At 42.0% G+C, this 16,119-nt stretch carries 12 protein-coding genes; 3 read left to right on the plus strand and 9 right to left on the minus strand.

Translation table 11 applies throughout. The features are described 5' to 3' along the window. Window positions 1–339: 339 nt before the first annotated feature. Complete coding sequence (locus tag AABI99_RS06705) at window positions 340–1,986, plus strand: response regulator (RefSeq protein ID WP_338364720.1); 1,647 nt, start codon at window positions 340–342, stop codon at window positions 1,984–1,986. A gap of 3 nt (window positions 1,987–1,989) precedes the next feature. On the opposite strand, the gene msrB is transcribed toward AABI99_RS06705, so the two are convergent. The 7 genes from msrB to AABI99_RS06740 all read right to left on the minus strand — a co-directional run bounded on the left by msrB (window position 1,990) and on the right by AABI99_RS06740 (window position 10,797). Then, window positions 1,990–2,430: a peptide-methionine (R)-S-oxide reductase MsrB gene (gene msrB / locus AABI99_RS06710; RefSeq protein WP_338364721.1), complete on the minus strand. Its 441-nt coding sequence runs from the start codon at window positions 2,428–2,430 to the stop codon at window positions 1,990–1,992. 294 nt (window positions 2,431–2,724) lie between these two features. Beyond that, window positions 2,725–3,165, minus strand: coding sequence for a hypothetical protein (locus AABI99_RS06715; protein WP_338364723.1), 441 nt, complete (start codon window positions 3,163–3,165; stop codon window positions 2,725–2,727). Next, on the minus strand, window positions 3,158–3,682 hold the full coding sequence (locus AABI99_RS06720; RefSeq protein WP_338364725.1) for a DUF2919 domain-containing protein: 525 nt from the start codon (window positions 3,680–3,682) through the stop codon (window positions 3,158–3,160). The genes AABI99_RS06715 and AABI99_RS06720 overlap by 8 nt, the downstream gene beginning before the upstream one ends. A 9-nt stretch (window positions 3,683–3,691) precedes the next feature. Next, on the minus strand, window positions 3,692–5,710 hold the full coding sequence (gene ligA / locus AABI99_RS06725; RefSeq protein WP_338364727.1) for an NAD-dependent DNA ligase LigA: 2,019 nt from the start codon (window positions 5,708–5,710) through the stop codon (window positions 3,692–3,694). A 70-nt stretch (window positions 5,711–5,780) separates the two neighbouring features. After that, a complete protein-coding gene (zipA, locus tag AABI99_RS06730) occupies window positions 5,781–6,530 on the minus strand; it encodes a cell division protein ZipA (RefSeq protein ID WP_338364729.1) in 750 nt (249 codons plus the stop codon). A 72-nt stretch (window positions 6,531–6,602) separates the two neighbouring features. After that, the gene (locus tag AABI99_RS06735; RefSeq protein ID WP_338364731.1) at window positions 6,603–9,998 is read right to left on the minus strand and encodes an AAA family ATPase; all 3,396 of its coding nucleotides are present in this window, start codon (window positions 9,996–9,998) and stop codon (window positions 6,603–6,605) included. Window positions 9,999–10,065: 67 nt separating this feature from the next. Further along, complete coding sequence (locus tag AABI99_RS06740) at window positions 10,066–10,797, minus strand: RNA methyltransferase (protein WP_338364733.1); 732 nt, start codon at window positions 10,795–10,797, stop codon at window positions 10,066–10,068. 162 nt (window positions 10,798–10,959) lie between these two features. Between AABI99_RS06740 and AABI99_RS06745 the strand changes: the two genes are divergently transcribed. Further along, on the plus strand, window positions 10,960–12,069 hold the full coding sequence (locus AABI99_RS06745) for a YjgN family protein (RefSeq protein WP_338364735.1): 1,110 nt from the start codon (window positions 10,960–10,962) through the stop codon (window positions 12,067–12,069). Between the two features lie 9 nt (window positions 12,070–12,078). Beyond that, the gene (locus AABI99_RS06750; protein ID WP_338364737.1) at window positions 12,079–13,101 is read left to right on the plus strand and encodes a M48 family metallopeptidase; all 1,023 of its coding nucleotides are present in this window, start codon (window positions 12,079–12,081) and stop codon (window positions 13,099–13,101) included. 77 nt (window positions 13,102–13,178) lie between these two features. Here the strand turns inward: AABI99_RS06750 and speB are convergent, their stop codons facing one another. After that, window positions 13,179–14,102: an agmatinase gene (gene speB / locus AABI99_RS06755; protein ID WP_338364740.1), complete on the minus strand. Its 924-nt coding sequence runs from the start codon at window positions 14,100–14,102 to the stop codon at window positions 13,179–13,181. A gap of 3 nt (window positions 14,103–14,105) precedes the next feature. Next, complete coding sequence (gene speA, locus AABI99_RS06760; RefSeq protein ID WP_338364742.1) at window positions 14,106–16,019, minus strand: biosynthetic arginine decarboxylase; 1,914 nt, start codon at window positions 16,017–16,019, stop codon at window positions 14,106–14,108. Window positions 16,020–16,119: the final 100 nt, after the last annotated feature.

A 16,119-nucleotide genomic window follows, 5' to 3' on the forward strand; every position in this document is an offset into this window, starting at 1 on the left:
CAGTTGGGAGAGCATCGCCCTTACAAGGCGAGGGTCACTGGTTCAAGTCCAGTATCACCCACCACATATAACTATTTCAAAATATCTATTTTCATTCTTTTACTATCATCTACAACACATAATTATTTCAAAACAGCTAACTTCAGCTTTACTGTATTTAGTGCAGCTCAATTATGATGAATTAAAGTAGAATATCATTCCTAAGGCCAATATAGGGCTAAGCCATAAAACGTATGAAAATAATTTATTTTTTAATAACCTCGGCTAATAGTTGAATTTCCTTGTAAGCAATTAAACTGTTGATTATAGTCTGTGTTAAAGCTAATAACATGTAAGCCAATGCCAACAAAGATCTACGCAAAAGCAAAAATTCTGATAGTTGAAGAGCAGCCCCTTGCTCAAAGCTACATGAAACAATCGCTAGAAAGGCTTGGCTTTCGGCAGTTGCACTTTGCCGATGATGCCATTGCAGCTAAAGAACAATGCTTGGCTGGGCAATTTGATTTAATAGTATGTTCGTTTAATCTCAGTAAACACCAAGATGGCTACCAACTCTACGAAGAGCTCCGTGTTAAGCAGCTTATTAAAAACTCCACCGCGTTTATTTTTATTTCAGCCGAAACCAGCGGTGAGCTAGTACATAGTGTTTTAGAGCTTCAACCTGACGACTTTTTAGTAAAGCCATTTACTGTACAAGAGCTAAAAACACGAATTGAAAGAATATTAAAGCGTAAAAATGAGCTGCAAAGTATTTACACGCTCATAGATGATGGTAATGACTCAAAAGCCATAAAAGTAATTGATGCTGCACTGGGCAAAAAAAACAATGTATACAGCCCTATCCTACTGCGTTTAAAGGGTGATGCATTACTTAGGCTAAAGCGCAGTGAAGAGGCTAAAGCCTTTTTTACCTCGGTGCTTGATATACAAAAATTTGCTTGGGCTAAAGTTGGTTTAGTAGAAGCCTTGATTGCTAATAATGAGCACATTCTTGCGCAGCGCATGTTAAAAACCATGTTAGAACGCCATGAAACGCGTTTAGTTGCCCTAGATTTACTTGGACGATTAGAAATTAAACTTAACCAATTTGAATTGGCGCAAAACTTTCTAACCCAAGCAGCCGATATTGCGCCGCGCAATATTCAAAGGCAAAAATCGCTAAGTAACGTGTCATTAATAAACCATGATTACGAAAAAAGTTATTTAACCCAAAAAGACATAGCCTCTTACGCACGCCACTCTATTCACGATAGCCCAGACATCTATCTCAATGCCGCCCGTGCAGGCATAGATTTTGCCCTAACCACGGATCAAACAGATCAAATACAGCGTATTTCGCGTCAAACTAATAAATACATCAATGATTTAAAAAAGCAGTTTCCTAATAACGCAAACCAGTCTCAAATTGATGTACTTAATGCACGTTTGCATTATTTAAAAGATGAGCACCAAAAAGCAAAGCGCTTAATAGAGCAACTCGATGACGACGATACGTTAATACGCTCTGTTGATGGCGCACTTGATAAGGCAAAAGCGTTTCATGAATTAGGTTTCCACCAAAAGGCACAAGCGTTATTTAGCCAGATAATTAACCATTGTGAGCGCCACCCTAATATCAGTGACACGACTTACCTGCGTTATATTCAGCAGCAACAAAGTGAGCGTCGCGATATTAAAATGGGCCCTAAAGAGCTCAATAACCATGCTGTTACGCAATTTAATAAAGGACAATTAAATACGGCTTTAGAGGCGTTTACGCAGGCATTTAGGGTAATGCCACGCAACCCTAGCATTGCGCTTAATTTATTGCAGTGCTTATTCGATTCGACCAAGCAAAAAGGCGGCACATTTAACTTAACGCTTGCTAAAAAGTGTTACGCCCTTTTGAATAATTCAACATTGCAGCCAGAACAGGCGCAGCGGTTAGACAAAATCTTGCACATAGCAAAAGAGATGAAACTTGATATTCAGACTCTAGACAAATAAGGTCTATAGTTTTTTCATTGCCAATGCATTAACACAGTAACGCAGCCCTGACGGCGCAGGTCCATCAGGAAATATATGCCCTAGGTGAGCATCACACACATTACATACCACTTCAATACGCTGCATACCATGGCTTGAATCGTTTACATAGCCAATAGCCTCGAGCGTTGCTGGTTGCGTAAACGACGGCCAGCCTGTACCACTGTCAAACTTTTCATCGGCATCAAAAAGTAAATTGTCGCAACACACGCACGCATATTTGCCAGGCTCTAATAGAGTGCAAGTTTGTGAGCTGTGGGGGCGCTCTGTGCCCTTCTCACGCGTTACATAATATTGCTCATCACTGAGCATTGACTGCCATTGCGCCTGCGTTTTTACCACTTTTTTAGGTGGTGTAGGATTACCATTATTTGCAAAATTAACAACGTCATTCCAAGTAAGCATAATAGCCTCCTTCGGTATTAATAAGTGATTAGGGTCTGTTGATCTTTTAAGGTTAAATTTGCAGCACTCTGTTTGGTATTTAGGCAAGGCAGAGCCTATGCAGTGTGGTTATTCCCCATAATTGGGCGATAACGTAGCATTAATGCCAAACAGGCGCTGCCCAACGGGTTCTTCCTAGGGGCTATTTACTCTTTGTTGCTCAGCTTTTACTTAGCCCACTAGGTTACAAACTTCGCGCCGCGATTAAATAGTCCCTAGTTTGAACAAACTTTAATCCGCAAAGTTCAACAGCCCCTAACTAAAGCGAATAGTTTGCTTTTCTTGATCTGAAAGTATGCGCTTGATGTAGGCGTCTATATCACTTTTTTGCGCAGGCAAACTAACACAAAGCCGACGCTCGTTATTACTATGTATAACAAGGGCATCGTCTTTACTCTCAATGTGTTCAATATTGCCAATAACAAGCCATTGCGGGCCAATTTTTTTATCAAAAAAGCCTGCTAGACTAAATAACAATAAGTGTTGTTCGTCGCGCTGAATAAAGTTATCAAGTTTGTTACGCTTTTTAAATACGGGGGTTAGCCGGTAACAACACGAGCAAAACACAAACAACCATAAACCTAGTACGGCAGAAAACCAATTATGATCAGTGCGTGATGTAAATGTTGCCATAGCACCTAAAACAATACCTACGCAAAGCACGGCAACAGCAATTTTTTTATTAATGTTATCCATTTGGCTTCCTTTTTTTATGTGCGTTTTGGTCTGCTTTTTCAGTCGGCTCTGGCCAATCATTAAAAAACACACTTAAATAGCGGCTTTTAGCCAAATACAACATAACCCAAAATACGATCACCATTTGCACGGCTAAAAACAAAGAGAAACGATAATGACTATGTGCAGCTTGTATTGTTAACCAGCTTAAATCAATTATTGCGCACACAATTAATGGCCAGCGCATATAACGCCAAAGCGCAGCTAAACGTGCACTTTTTTGATGAGAGTCACGGGGGCGTCTTAAGCAAAACAAAAAAGTAGGCACTATTGCAATTGCACCAATGGCAATTGCAATAAAAAAATCGTTTTTAGATTTAAAAAACAACGACATTAAATCAAGTTCAGGCCGGCGGCTTAACGCCGCTATAACCCAAATAAAATACGCACGGAGCAACACCAATAAACTTAGGTGAAAGGCAATGGGCGTACGGTAACTTCCGTATTTATCCCAGTACTCGGGTCCATATCGGCTCATTTTACTACCTTAGGCATTATACTTATCAAATAGTGCAATTAAGTCTTCTTCGGTGAGTATATCTATGCCTAAATCTTGTGCTTTGGTGAGTTTAGAGCCGGCTTTTTCGCCTGCCACCAATGCATCTGTTTTAGCCGATACACTACCAGCTACTTTTGCACCTAGCTGCTGAAGGCGTGCTTTAGCGTCGTTGCGATTTAGCGTATTAAGCGTACCTGTTAATACATAGGTGAGCCCTACTAAGGGTTGCTCATCCTCTGAAGGCGGCGTTAGCGCTGGCCAATTAATGCCTTGTTCAATTAACGCATTAACCACATCTACATTATGTTGCTCATCAAAAAAGCCACGAACATGCGTTGCTACAATAACGCCTACATCGCTCACTTGTGTAAGGCTTTCAATACTGGCTTGGGTTACCTTTTCAAGTGTTAAAAAATGATTTGCTAAGTTTTGCGCTGTGGCCTCGCCAACCTCACGAATACCCAGCGAATATAAAAATTTAGCAAGCGTAGTTGTTTTTGCAACTTCAAGTGCCTCTACTAAATTTTTAGCTGACTTAGGGCCCATTCGCTCAAGTGACTCAAAGTGGCCTTGTTTTAATATAAATAAATCTGCGGGGGTTTTTACCAGCTCTCTATCAACCAGCTGATCAACTATTTTGTCGCCTAAGCCATCTATATCTAGCGCTTTTCGTGATGCAAAATGTTTTATCGCTTGTTTACGCTGAGCTTGGCACACTAAGCCACCGGTACAACGAGCCACGGCCTCGCCTTCTACTTTTTCAACGTGTGAGTCACAAATGGGGCAACTGTCAGGAAATACAATGTCGCGTGCATCATCTGGGCGGCGCTCAAGTACTACTTGTGTAATTTGTGGAATAACATCGCCAGCGCGGCGTATGATTACCGTATCGCCTACCTTTACGCCTAAACGCGCAATTTCGTCGCCATTGTGAAGCGTCGCGTTTGATACCGTCACACCGCCCACAAACACAGGCTCTAAACGCGCTACCGGCGTTATTGCCCCAGTGCGGCCAACCTGAAATTCAACATCAAGTAATTGGGTGATTTCTTCTTGCGCGGGAAATTTATATGCAATCGCCCAACGCGGCGCACGTGCAACAAACCCCAGGCGCTCTTGTAACGCCTTTTGATTTACTTTTATTACTACACCGTCAATTTCATATTTTAGCTCGCTTCTGCGCGTTAAAATATCGCTGTAATAGTCTAAAGCCGCCTGTGTGCCCTTTACTAATTTTGTTTCTGGACACAGCGGTAGCCCCCAGTCGGTTAACTTTGCCAGTTGTTGGTAATGATCCTCAGGGGTTGTGCCTTCGGCCACCAGCCCTGTGCTGTATGCATAAAACATAAGCGGGCGCTTTGCGGTAATTTTTGAATCAAGCTGACGCAGGCTTCCTGCTGCAGCATTGCGTGGGTTAACAAATACTTTTTCGCCACGTTTTTCGGCGTCGGCGTTTAATTTTTCGAACCCAGCGCTATCCATAAATACTTCCCCGCGTACTTCAAGCTCTGCGGGGTAATCGCCACGCAATTTAAGAGGCACATTACGGATTGTTTTTACATTTTGCGTAATATTTTCGCCGGTAAAGCCATCACCGCGTGTCGCTGCTTGCACAAGAACGCCATCGCGGTAAATAATCGATACCGCCAAGCCATCTAATTTAGGCTCACAGCAAAAGGTAAGCTCATCTTGGCTCATTAGACGCTCTTTAATACGACGGTTAAACGCGCTAAATTCTTCTTCGCTAAAAGCATTATCGAGCGATAACATAGGCACTTGGTGAGCTACTTGTTCAAATTTACTCAGTGCAGCGCCGCCTACTTTTTGAGTGGGTGAATCAGGTGTTAAAAACTCTGGATTTTCAGTTTCAAGGCCGCTTAGCTCACGCAATAGCCTGTCGTACTCTGCATCAGGAATACTGGGGGTATCAAGTACATAATAATTGTAGTTATGTTGCTCTAACGTACTACGAAGATGATTAATTTGTTCACTAATGCTGCTAGACATTTAAACCTCAAAAAACATAAAAAAAGCCACTTTTAGTTAAGTGGCTTAATAAAAAAATGTTGCGTATCAATTACGCAGAAAATGCACGGACCTGCTCAACATATTGACGAACGCGCTCAACCGTCATCTCTTCACGCTCGGCATCTAAAAGTTGTGCACCAAATTCATCAGCTATTTTTTTCGCCGCGCTGTGTAACATATTAAAAGCGGCAAGCCCGTCGCCTTCACAAGGTAAAGTCATGAATAAGCTTACCCCTGCAGTGCTAAATTGCTCCATATTATCAATATCAAATGTGCCAGGGTTATACATATTAACCAATCTAAATAACACAGGGCCTTGGCCTGCTGGGTCAATATGGCGATTGAAAAAGCCTTCTTCTGAATATTTAAACCCTAAAGTATTTACCGCAGGTAATAACTTACTGCCTTGCATAGTTAACCCTTCGGGCATTTGAATATGTACAATAACAAAATCAGATACCTCTGCCGGTGCATCTTCTTCGCTCTCTGGCTGTACTTCATCCTCTTGCACTACCTGGAGGTCGTCTTCAATAGGTGTTTGCGCCGTGCTAGTGTCTATTTGCGGCTCGTTTGAATCAAAGTTGAGCTCACCAAATTGTGGCTCGTCTCGCTGTGCAATAACCGGCTCTTTAGGTTCAATTGGTGTATGCGAAGGTGTATCTTGCATTGGCTCAACCCGCTCAGCAGGTGCAGCCTCTGGATTGTCTTTTTTTCTAACTGACCATAATCCATGCACCAATAAGCCACCTATGACAAGTACACTGATCACAATTAAAACCAATCTTAGTTCTTCGGCCATCCCCTCACCTTTTATTATTTGTTATGTCTAAACCTGAGTATTAATTTTCACTAATACGCTTAAAATAAACTGTTATGTATGTGCAAGTTGCACTGCTTGTTCTATATCAACTGCTACCATGCGTGATACGCCTGGCTCTGCCATAGTGACACCCGTTAAGCGTCCTGCCATTTCCATTGCAATTTTATTATGGCTGATATAAATAAACTGCACCGATTGTGACATTTCTTCAACTAAACGGCAAAAACGGACCACGTTAGCATCATCAAGCGGCGCATCTACTTCGTCCAGCATACAGAACGGAGCTGGATTGAGCCTGAATATAGAAAACACCAATGATAATGCGCTCAGCGCTTTTTCTCCACCACTTAACAAGTGAATTGTCGAATTTTTCTTGCCTGGTGGCTGTGCCATTATACTAACACCACTTTCGAGTAAATCGTCACTGGTTAATTCTAAATACGCGCTGCCACCACCAAATACTTTGGGAAATAACTCGGCAAAATCGTTATTAACTTGATCAAAGGTGGCTTTAAAGCGTGTTTTAGTTTCACTGTCAATTTTACGTATCGCCCCTTCTAGCGTGTTTAGCGCTTTTGTTAAATCCTCTAATTGATTATTAAGATAGTCGTTACGCGCTTTGGCTTGTTCAAACTCATCTATGGCAGCTAAATTAACCGGACCTAGCTTATCTAATTGATGCATAAGCCCGCTGATCTGATTTTGCGCTGCACTTAAACTCAGTGAGTCAGGCAGTGTTTCTAAAACACTTTTTAAGCTTTGTTTTAATTCTTCTAGCGGCTCAAGCGCTGCTTGTGCTTTTATTATTAGGCTTTGCTCTTCAATACTTAATTTTTGATGCTGTTCTTGTAAACCTACCAGCTCACCTTGCGAATGCTTAAGGCTACTTTGCTTTGTTACAAACTCTTGCTTTGCTTGGCTAAGCTTTTTTTGTATCGCGACGGTGCTCGCTTCGCCTTGTTGATGTTGTAGTAAAAGCTTTGCAATTTGCTCATTGAGTTCTTGTTCAGGTACTAACAATGCCTCTATTTGTACTTGCAGCTCTTGCGCTTCTTCGTGTGTGCTGTTCAGCTCTTGCTCAGCATGATTCAGTTTTGTTTGACTAAGCTGCCAATCGCTGTACGCCTTTTGCTCTTTTAAAGTAGCCTGATGCGCGAGTGTTTTATACTGCTCAAGTGTAGTTGCCGCTTCGTTGTATGCAGCATTGCTTCGTGTGTTATCAGCTTCAGCGCTTTCCAACTCTTTAGCCAATTTACTTTGCTTTTGATGTAAGGCGTCGAGTGCAAGTACGTGCTCATCGCGCATACTCAATAAGCGTGATTGCTCAGTGGCTAATAAATGTTTTTGCTGCTGGTATTTTTCTAGTTGCTGTAAAAATTGTGCTACTTGTTCTTTAAGCATATCGCTACGGGTGGTAGCCACGGCAATGTTTTGCGCTAATTGATGAATAGCATTTTTATGTAGCGCTAATTCATCAGAAAGTTCTTTTTGCTGTGCTTTTAGCGTATTGAGGTGTTCGAGATCACTAGCAAGTCTATTTTCGGCATCTACTAAGCTCGCCGTTTTTTGCTTTAACTGCGTGTGCTTTAAAAGTTGCGAGTTTTCGGCGTTTTTATCTGCGCTGCGGTGCCAATTGCGGGCATGTAAAGCGCCGGCTTTATCTATAACAGCAATATAAAACGTATCATTTAACACACTAAGATCTGCGTTTTCGCTAAACGCTATACGCGTAAGTATATCCGGATAAACACCCTCAGCTATCAATGCCGCTACACTATTTTCGGGTATTTCACGTTTATGCGGCCACACACTATTGTTACTTTGCACATCAGCTACGTTTAGGTGTTCAAGCGTTTGCAGAGCCTGTTCAACTATATGCTCAAACCCTGGCTTTACCTGTAATTGATTAAATAAAGTGTGCTGCTTTTCGTCATCTTCAATCCCTAAGCTACTTTTAAGTCCGGCAATGCGCGCGTTTAGTTCATTAATATGCTGCATACTCTGCTGGCGTTGTTGCTCAGCGTTATTCACTAAATCGGTTTGCTCTTTAAGCGCCGCGTTGCAGTGTGTTTGTGCCGTTTGCTTACTGGCAAGCTCTTGAGTAAGGGTTTGTTTGTATTTTTGTTGTTCAGCCAGTTGCTGCTCTAAATCGCTATTTTTAATATCATCAATTTGGCTGTTTAATTGGCTAAGTTGCGTATTAATATGGGCTAATGATTGCTCTGTTTGCTGCGTATTACTTTTTTGCAGTTGCACTTGATTATTAAGCTCATGCTGTTGCTGATTAAGAGTTTGCCATGCAGCTGTGTGTTTATTTTTTTCATCCATTAAATCTGCAAGTGTAAGGGTAAGCTCCTCAACTTGCTCGTTGCACTCTACACTGTACTCGCTTATTTCTTGGTGGCTCACAGCCAACTGTTCACACACATTTTGCTGTTGCGTTTTTAGCTCTTCATTTTGTCGTTTTCGCTGTTCTAGCTTAACCACATTTTGTTTAAGCGATTGTATTTGCTGTTTAATATTAATGTGTTGTTGCTCAGCACGCGTCAATTCAGTATGTATAATGTGTTGCTGATGCTGCGCATCGTTAAGCGCATCTTGCTCTGTTGTTACTTGCGACTCTAAGCTTGCAAGTACATCATCGTGCCCTAAGTGGGCAGTTTTAAAAAAGGCAATTTTTTCATTCAGCTCTTTTATTTGCTTACTTTTTTCGAGCTGTTGCTGATGCAACTTTTGCCACTTTAGTACTGCAACTTGACCTTTTAAGGTGCGCTCTTGTGCTTTTAGCTCTCGATATTTTTTAGCATCAACCGACTGCACAGCCAACTTATCAAGCTGCGCTTGCAACTCTTTACGCACATCGAGCAAGCGCTCTAGGTTTTCGCGGGAGCTTTTTATACGTGTTTGGGTTTCGCGGCGGCGTTCTTTGTACTTAGACACACCAGCAGCTTCTTCTAAAAATACGCGTAGCTCTTGGGGTTTGCTCTCAATTAAACGCGAGATCATCCCTTGCTCAATAATAGCGTAACTGCGTGGGCCAAGCCCTGTGCCTAAAAATATATCGGTAATGTCACGCTTACGGCATTTGCTACCGTTTAAAAAATACAGTGATTGTCCATCGCGTGTTACTAAGCGTTTAATTGCTATTTGGTTTCTGTGGGCAAATGTATTGGGTAAATCGCCTTGGGTGTTATCAAAAATAAGCTCTACCGAGGCTTGCGAGATAGCTTTACGGTTAGTTGAGCCGTTAAAGATAACATCGGTCATGGCATCGCCACGTAAATTTTTAGCTGAGCTTTCACCAAGTACCCATCGCACTGCATCAATCACGTTTGATTTGCCGCAGCCATTAGGGCCAACAACACACGTCATTTGATCAGGAAATGGAATTTTAGTGGGCTCTACAAACGATTTAAAGCCCGCTAATTTAATAGTGCTTAAGCGCATCTTATTGTTATTACCGATTATTATTGTTTTTAATTACAAACAATTTAACTCATAAACAGTTAAAAAGTTAAGCTTGGCGTTTAAAGTTATCCAAAATAATACCGGTGGCCATAGCCACATTTAGTGACTCTGCCCTACCAAATGCCGGTATGGTTATTTTATCGCTCACTAGTTTTGCACACTGCTCGCGTATGCCATGTGATTCACTGCCCATAAGCAGCACACCTTCACCGTTAAATTGTGTTTTATGCACACTTTGTCCATCTAAAAATGCCCCATATATTGGCATATTTAATGTTTGTAAATATTCAGGTAGCTCTACTTGGCTTACCGATACCCTTACAAACGAGCCCATAGTGGCGCTAATTGTTTTAGGGTTGTAAGCATCGGCGCTGTCGGTACTTGTTACAATATGTTTAATGCCATACCAGTCAGCAACTCTAATAATTGTGCCTAAATTACCCGGGTCTGAGACACCATCAAGAGCAAGTACTAACCCATTGCTTTTTGGAGGCTCTGCATTTGGCATATTAACAATGGCAATTGCGGCATTATTACTTACCAACGTACTTGCTTTGGTGAGCTGCTCTTCTTGTGCTTCAATTAATTGTGTGTGGGGATATTGGCCTTGATGAGCATTGATAAAGGCCTGCGTTGCAAATATATCAACCGCTTTTAATGGGCTGTTTAACAACTCAAGTACGTTTTTTTCACCTTGTACAAGGTATTGATTATATTGCTTTCGGTACTTTTTTTGGCCAAGTTGGCGAATAAGTTTGAGTTGGTTTTTTGAAATCATAACAGCCCCATAAAATTATTGCCCTAGTATACCAGAGATGGTTTAAAGTGCAGTACCACATATATTAAAAGCAGCGCCATTGTAGGCTGTAAGACTTTTAAAGATTGAGCTTTGCACCAAACTTAGGTAAATTAACAAAAAAACAACATGGATATAATTTTAATGGAATCAGCACACCCTACCCCCCCTGAAACCAATTCATCGGTAAGTGAACCTGCAGCCCCAATTTTTAGTGGTAAAGTACAGTTTAGCGGTAAAGGCGGTGAATTTTTTGGTATTTGGATCGTTAATATTTTACTGAGCGTACTTACTTTAGGTATTTACTCGGCTTGGGCAAAAGTGCGCACAATGCGATACTTTTATGGCCACACACGTGTTGATGGTCACAGCTTTGACTACCTAGCAACACCTATGCAAATTTTAAAAGGCCGTATTTTAGCGGTTATTGTATTTTTAATTTACACCTTTGGAAGCAGCTTTTTCCCTTTTATAGGCTTACTTTTTGCGATTGCGTTTATATTTTTAATGCCGTGGATTATTAACCAAGGTCTGCGCTTTAATATGCGTATGACCCGTCATCGTAACGTGCGCTTTGCATTCAAAGGCGATTACGGCGAAGCTTTTGTTAATTTTATACTTTTGCCTATTGCCAGTATTTTTACCCTTTATTTGTTAGTGCCTTATGTTTTAAAGCGCATCGACAGCTACATTCATAGCAATATTAGTTACGGTGACACGCCATTAACAGTAAATCTAAAAGGTGAAACCTATTACTTAACCGCGCTTATTTGCTTTGTAGTGAGCTCTATCACTATGGTGATATTTATGGCTGTATTAGGCTTATTTGGGCTTGATTTAATGAATGCTGAAAACCAACAAGCTGTACAAAACCCAGCCAAAATGGGCATTATGTTTGGTGGATTAATGATTGCTTACGTATTTATGATTGCGATAGTAACTGCTGTTTGGGCTGCGGCTATTCGTAACCATATTTTTGATAACAGCCAATTTGAAGACGTTGCGTCATTTAAATCAGAGCTTAAGCCTATTCCTTTTGCCATATTGCTGTTAACCAATATGCTGGCAATTGTGTTCTCTTTAGGGCTTGCCTACCCGTGGACCAAAGTGCGTACATCTAAAATGCTAGCCGAGGTAACAACCGTTAATATTTACCCAAGTGCGCTAAACTTGGTTGATACCGCGCAACAAGAACAATCATCGTTTGCCGAAGAGGCAGCGAATGTATTTGATATTGACCTATCGCTAACCTAAGAGCTTACTATGCGCGTACAGGGACATTACTTCCCAAAAGCATCGAGCAATTATCAATTAAGTGTCGCTAATATTAGCGACACCTTAGTTGAGATTAGCCAAGATGATGCACTAATTTCAAGCTATACAATAAGTGACATAACTCTCAGCCCAGGTCTTGCTGGGCTTGCTGATGAACTAAGCTTTAGTGATGGTAGCCGCTTTATACCAACTGATGTACATTATCGCTGGCCCTTTAAGGCAGACAAACACAACAGACTTGAGCGCCTTGAAAAAAATAAATGGGCTATCATTGCCGCCGTTATTTTTACACCGCTTTTTATGTGGTTAATGCTTTATAAAGTTGTGCCTGCTATTGCTGTTTACAGTGTTGATACCCTACCGCGCAGTGTAGTAGAGCAAATGGGGGAGCAAAGTTTTACTTTAATTGAAAAGCTAGCCCTCGATGAAAGTGAGCTGCCCATTGATCAGCAAATTAAAGTACAACAGCAGTTTAAAAGCATTCTGAGTGAACTCTCGCTTGAGCCATCGGTTTATAGGCTATCGTTTTATAAATCAGAAAGTTTTGGTGCTAACGCCTTTGCTATGCCCCATGGGCGTATAGTGGTCACTGACGAGCTAGCAAATCTATTAGCTGATAAACCTAACGCGTTAAAAGCCGTGCTACTGCACGAAATTGGCCATGTTGTCCACCAGCATAGTGTACGCATGACCGCGCAATCGGCAGCCAGTACTATTGTACTTGCGGTTATGTTTGGCGATTTAGAAGGCATCGCAGAAGTGGCGCTTGGTACTGGGGCTACGTTTGCACAGCAAGGATTTTCGCGTGATATGGAGCGCGAGGCCGATAGCTACGCGCTCATTCAACTTGAAAACTTAGGATACTCAAGCAACGACTTTGCCGATGCCATACAAGCATTACAAGGTGCGCACACCAGCGAAAACGAACACCTTGAAAAGGTAAATAATTTGCTTGAATATTTATCTAGCCACCCAAGTGCACAAGAGCGGATTGATAATGCCAGAAAGTGACAGGCTAAATACTTGGCCCCCCTAAAATGTAAAGGTATGCCTGCACATACCTTTTCTATAGTACTTCACTTATAGCGTTAATACTTATTTTTATACGTCCATAGATGCAATAGTTCGCTGGCAATGGTGGCTGCGGCAATAGCGGTAAGCTCACTTTGGTCGTACGACGGTGAAACCTCTACCACATCCATGCCTACCATATTTATGCCATTGAGCGCGCGCAGTATTTTAAGCACTTTATCAGATGTTAATCCACCGCATACCGGTGTGCCTGTACCTGGTGCAAATGCAGGGTCTAAACAATCTATATCAAATGTTAAGTACACGGGTAAGTCGCCTACTCGCTCACGTATTTGCGCTGCTATTTCATTGGCGTGCAAATCGTTAGCTTGCATTGCATCAATCACTGCAAACTCATGCTTTGATTGGTCAAAGTCGGTGCGAATACCAATTTGTACACTGTGCTCTACATCAATTAGCCCTTCCATAGGGGCATGATAAAACATAGTGCCGTGATCATAACGTGAGCCATTGCTGTATGTATCAGTGTGCGCATCAAAATGAACCAGTGCCATTTTGCCATGTATCTTTGCATGCGCGCGCAATAGCGGAAGCGTTACAAAGTGATCGCCCCCAAGGCCTAGAAGGGTTGCCCCTTGGCGAAGTATTTGCTCTGCAGCCATTTCTAGCTGTGCAGTAAAATACTCTGGGTCACCTACCGGATAGGTAAAGTCCCCCGCATCGGCAACACTTAAACGCTCAAACAAAGGGAACGTCCACGGGTATTTAGTGTCTTCCCAGGCTAAATGTACCGACGCTCTGCGAATGGCATCCGGCCCTAAGCGTGCACCAGGGCGGCCCGATGTGGCTAAATCAAAAGGTAACCCCAGTACAACGACATCTGCATCTATTGCGTTAATATTTTGCACCATAGGACGACGTAAAAACGTCATCCCGTTTGAATACAGTGAGTGGTCAACATGACCAAACAAGCTAGACATTGCTTATAACTCTTCTAAATACGTATAGCCACTAAGGCCGCTTTGCAACTCGTCTAAAACGCTTTGCTGTTCATTTTTATCTATTTTTGCTGACACTAACTGCGCGTACGACTGCTGAAAGCCCTCAACATCTAAATGTACATAACGCATCATATCGGCGACGGTATCACCTTGATTTATTTCACTTATACTGGCAACACCTTGCTCATCCATAGTGATAATGGCACTGTGCGTATCACCAAATAAGTTGTGCATATCACCGAGTATTTCCTGGTATGCACCCACTAAGAAAAAGCCCATTAAATAAGGTTTATCCGCGCTGTACTCAGGCACGGGTAGTGTACTTTCAATGCCTTGGCCATCAACATAGTGCTCAAGCGCACCGTCCGAATCACAGGTTATATCAAGTAATACAGCACGTTTTTTTGGTGCTTCGGTTAAGCCACTTAATGGCAATACCGGAAACACTTGATCAATCCCCCACGCATCAGGCAATGATTGAAAAAGCGAAAAGTTTAAGAAAAACTTATCGGCTAAACGCGCATTTAACTCATCAATAATCGGGCGATGAAAACGGTTTTTATTATCCATTAACTTGTTAAGCTCATAACAAATTCGCAAGTTAACTTGCTCTGCCCACGCACGCTGCGTTAAATCTAAAAGCCCCAACGCAAACTGGTTGTGCGCCTGTGCTAAATCTTCTTGGCTATCGTGATAAATTTCAATCAGTGCTCGGTCATCCGTTAAATCAGTGAGCTGTACAAATGACGACCACATGTTATTTAATAACAGTGGTGCATCGTCTGCAGGCGCTTTTAGCTCCTCTGGTACGTAGCTTTCTGTTCCTATCACATTTGAGATAAGTACAGCATGGTGCGCCGTTAGTGCGCGCCCTGACTCAGAAATAATCGTCGGCATGGGCTGCGCGTACTGCTTACAGGTGTCGCCTATGGTGTATACAATATTATTTGCATACTCAGCTAAGCTATAGTTCATTGAGTTATGAGACTGGCTGCGCGTACCGTCATAATCCACCGCTAAACCGCCCCCAACATCAAGGCACTCAATGTGTGCACCTAATTTGCGTAGCTCACAGTAAAATCGCGCGGCTTCGCTTACACCTAAGCGCACATCGCGAATGTTGGCCATTTGCGAGCCTAAGTGAAAATGCACTAGTTGCATTAAGTCAAGTTGGCCTGACTCCTTTAAACGGTTCACTACATGCAGTACTTGTGAGGCTGATAAACCAAATTTTGATTTTTCGCCGCCGCTTGCTTGCCACTTCCCTTTACCTTGCGATGCTAAACGTACGCGAATACCAATACGCGGCTTAACATTTAGCGCTTTAGCTTGGCTAAGTACCATGTCGAGCTCAGAAAGCTTTTCAAGCACGATGTACACTGTATGGCCTAGTTTTTCGCCAAGTAGGGCTAGGCGTACGTATTCTTTGTCTTTGTAACCATTACAAACAATCACCGCACTGGTTTTTTCTGCCATTGCCAAAACGGTTAATAGCTCTGCTTTACTACCAGCCTCAAGCCCTAATTGTTTTTTGTCTAATTCGGCTTGGCTTGCAACTATTTCTTCGACCACTTCACGTTGTTGATTTACTTTAATTGGGTAAACTAATAAATAGTCTTTTGGGTAACCGTAGTTTTCAATCGCGGTATTAAACGCACCGCATAAACTGTGTACACGATGATGCAAAATTTGTGGAAAGCGCACTAAAGCCGGTAAGCTCAAACCGTTTTCTTCTAGTTGCTTTGCGATATCTGTCAGTGCAATAGTTTGCTCTGGGGCGTGAGCCTTTGGCGCAACATACACATCACCTTGATCATTAATACCAAAAAATCCTTGGCTCCAATGACGAACGTTGTAGCTCGTGCGAGCATGTTCTAGTGATGTTGTTTCTTTCATTTATCTTTCTCTTTTATTTAATGATGCCGGTTTGGCGAGTTGCGCGCATTAAATGGAAAATAGACATTTAAGTCCAACAAGTATTTTTACTCGTAACGAG

The sequence above is a fragment of the uncultured Pseudoalteromonas sp. genome, assembly GCF_963922945.1.
Taxonomy (GTDB): domain Bacteria; phylum Pseudomonadota; class Gammaproteobacteria; order Enterobacterales; family Alteromonadaceae; genus Pseudoalteromonas.

Bases quoted from the DNA above. Each gene is read 5' to 3' on its own strand.
- AABI99_RS06705 (WP_338364720.1), top strand. From the start codon at position 340: ATGCCAACAAAGATCTACGCAAAAGCAAAAATTCTGATAGTTGAAGAG.
- msrB (WP_338364721.1), bottom strand. From the start codon at position 2,430: ATGCTTACTTGGAATGACGTTGTTAATTTTGCAAATAATGGTAATCCT.
- AABI99_RS06715 (WP_338364723.1), bottom strand. From the start codon at position 3,165: ATGGATAACATTAATAAAAAAATTGCTGTTGCCGTGCTTTGCGTAGGT.
- AABI99_RS06720 (WP_338364725.1), bottom strand. From the start codon at position 3,682: ATGAGCCGATATGGACCCGAGTACTGGGATAAATACGGAAGTTACCGT.
- ligA (WP_338364727.1), bottom strand. From the start codon at position 5,710: ATGTCTAGCAGCATTAGTGAACAAATTAATCATCTTCGTAGTACGTTA.
- zipA (WP_338364729.1), bottom strand. From the start codon at position 6,530: ATGGCCGAAGAACTAAGATTGGTTTTAATTGTGATCAGTGTACTTGTC.
- AABI99_RS06735 (WP_338364731.1), bottom strand. From the start codon at position 9,998: ATGCGCTTAAGCACTATTAAATTAGCGGGCTTTAAATCGTTTGTAGAG.
- AABI99_RS06740 (WP_338364733.1), bottom strand. From the start codon at position 10,797: ATGATTTCAAAAAACCAACTCAAACTTATTCGCCAACTTGGCCAAAAA.
- AABI99_RS06745 (WP_338364735.1), top strand. From the start codon at position 10,960: ATGGAATCAGCACACCCTACCCCCCCTGAAACCAATTCATCGGTAAGT.
- AABI99_RS06750 (WP_338364737.1), top strand. From the start codon at position 12,079: ATGCGCGTACAGGGACATTACTTCCCAAAAGCATCGAGCAATTATCAA.
- speB (WP_338364740.1), bottom strand. From the start codon at position 14,102: ATGTCTAGCTTGTTTGGTCATGTTGACCACTCACTGTATTCAAACGGG.
- speA (WP_338364742.1), bottom strand. From the start codon at position 16,019: ATGAAAGAAACAACATCACTAGAACATGCTCGCACGAGCTACAACGTT.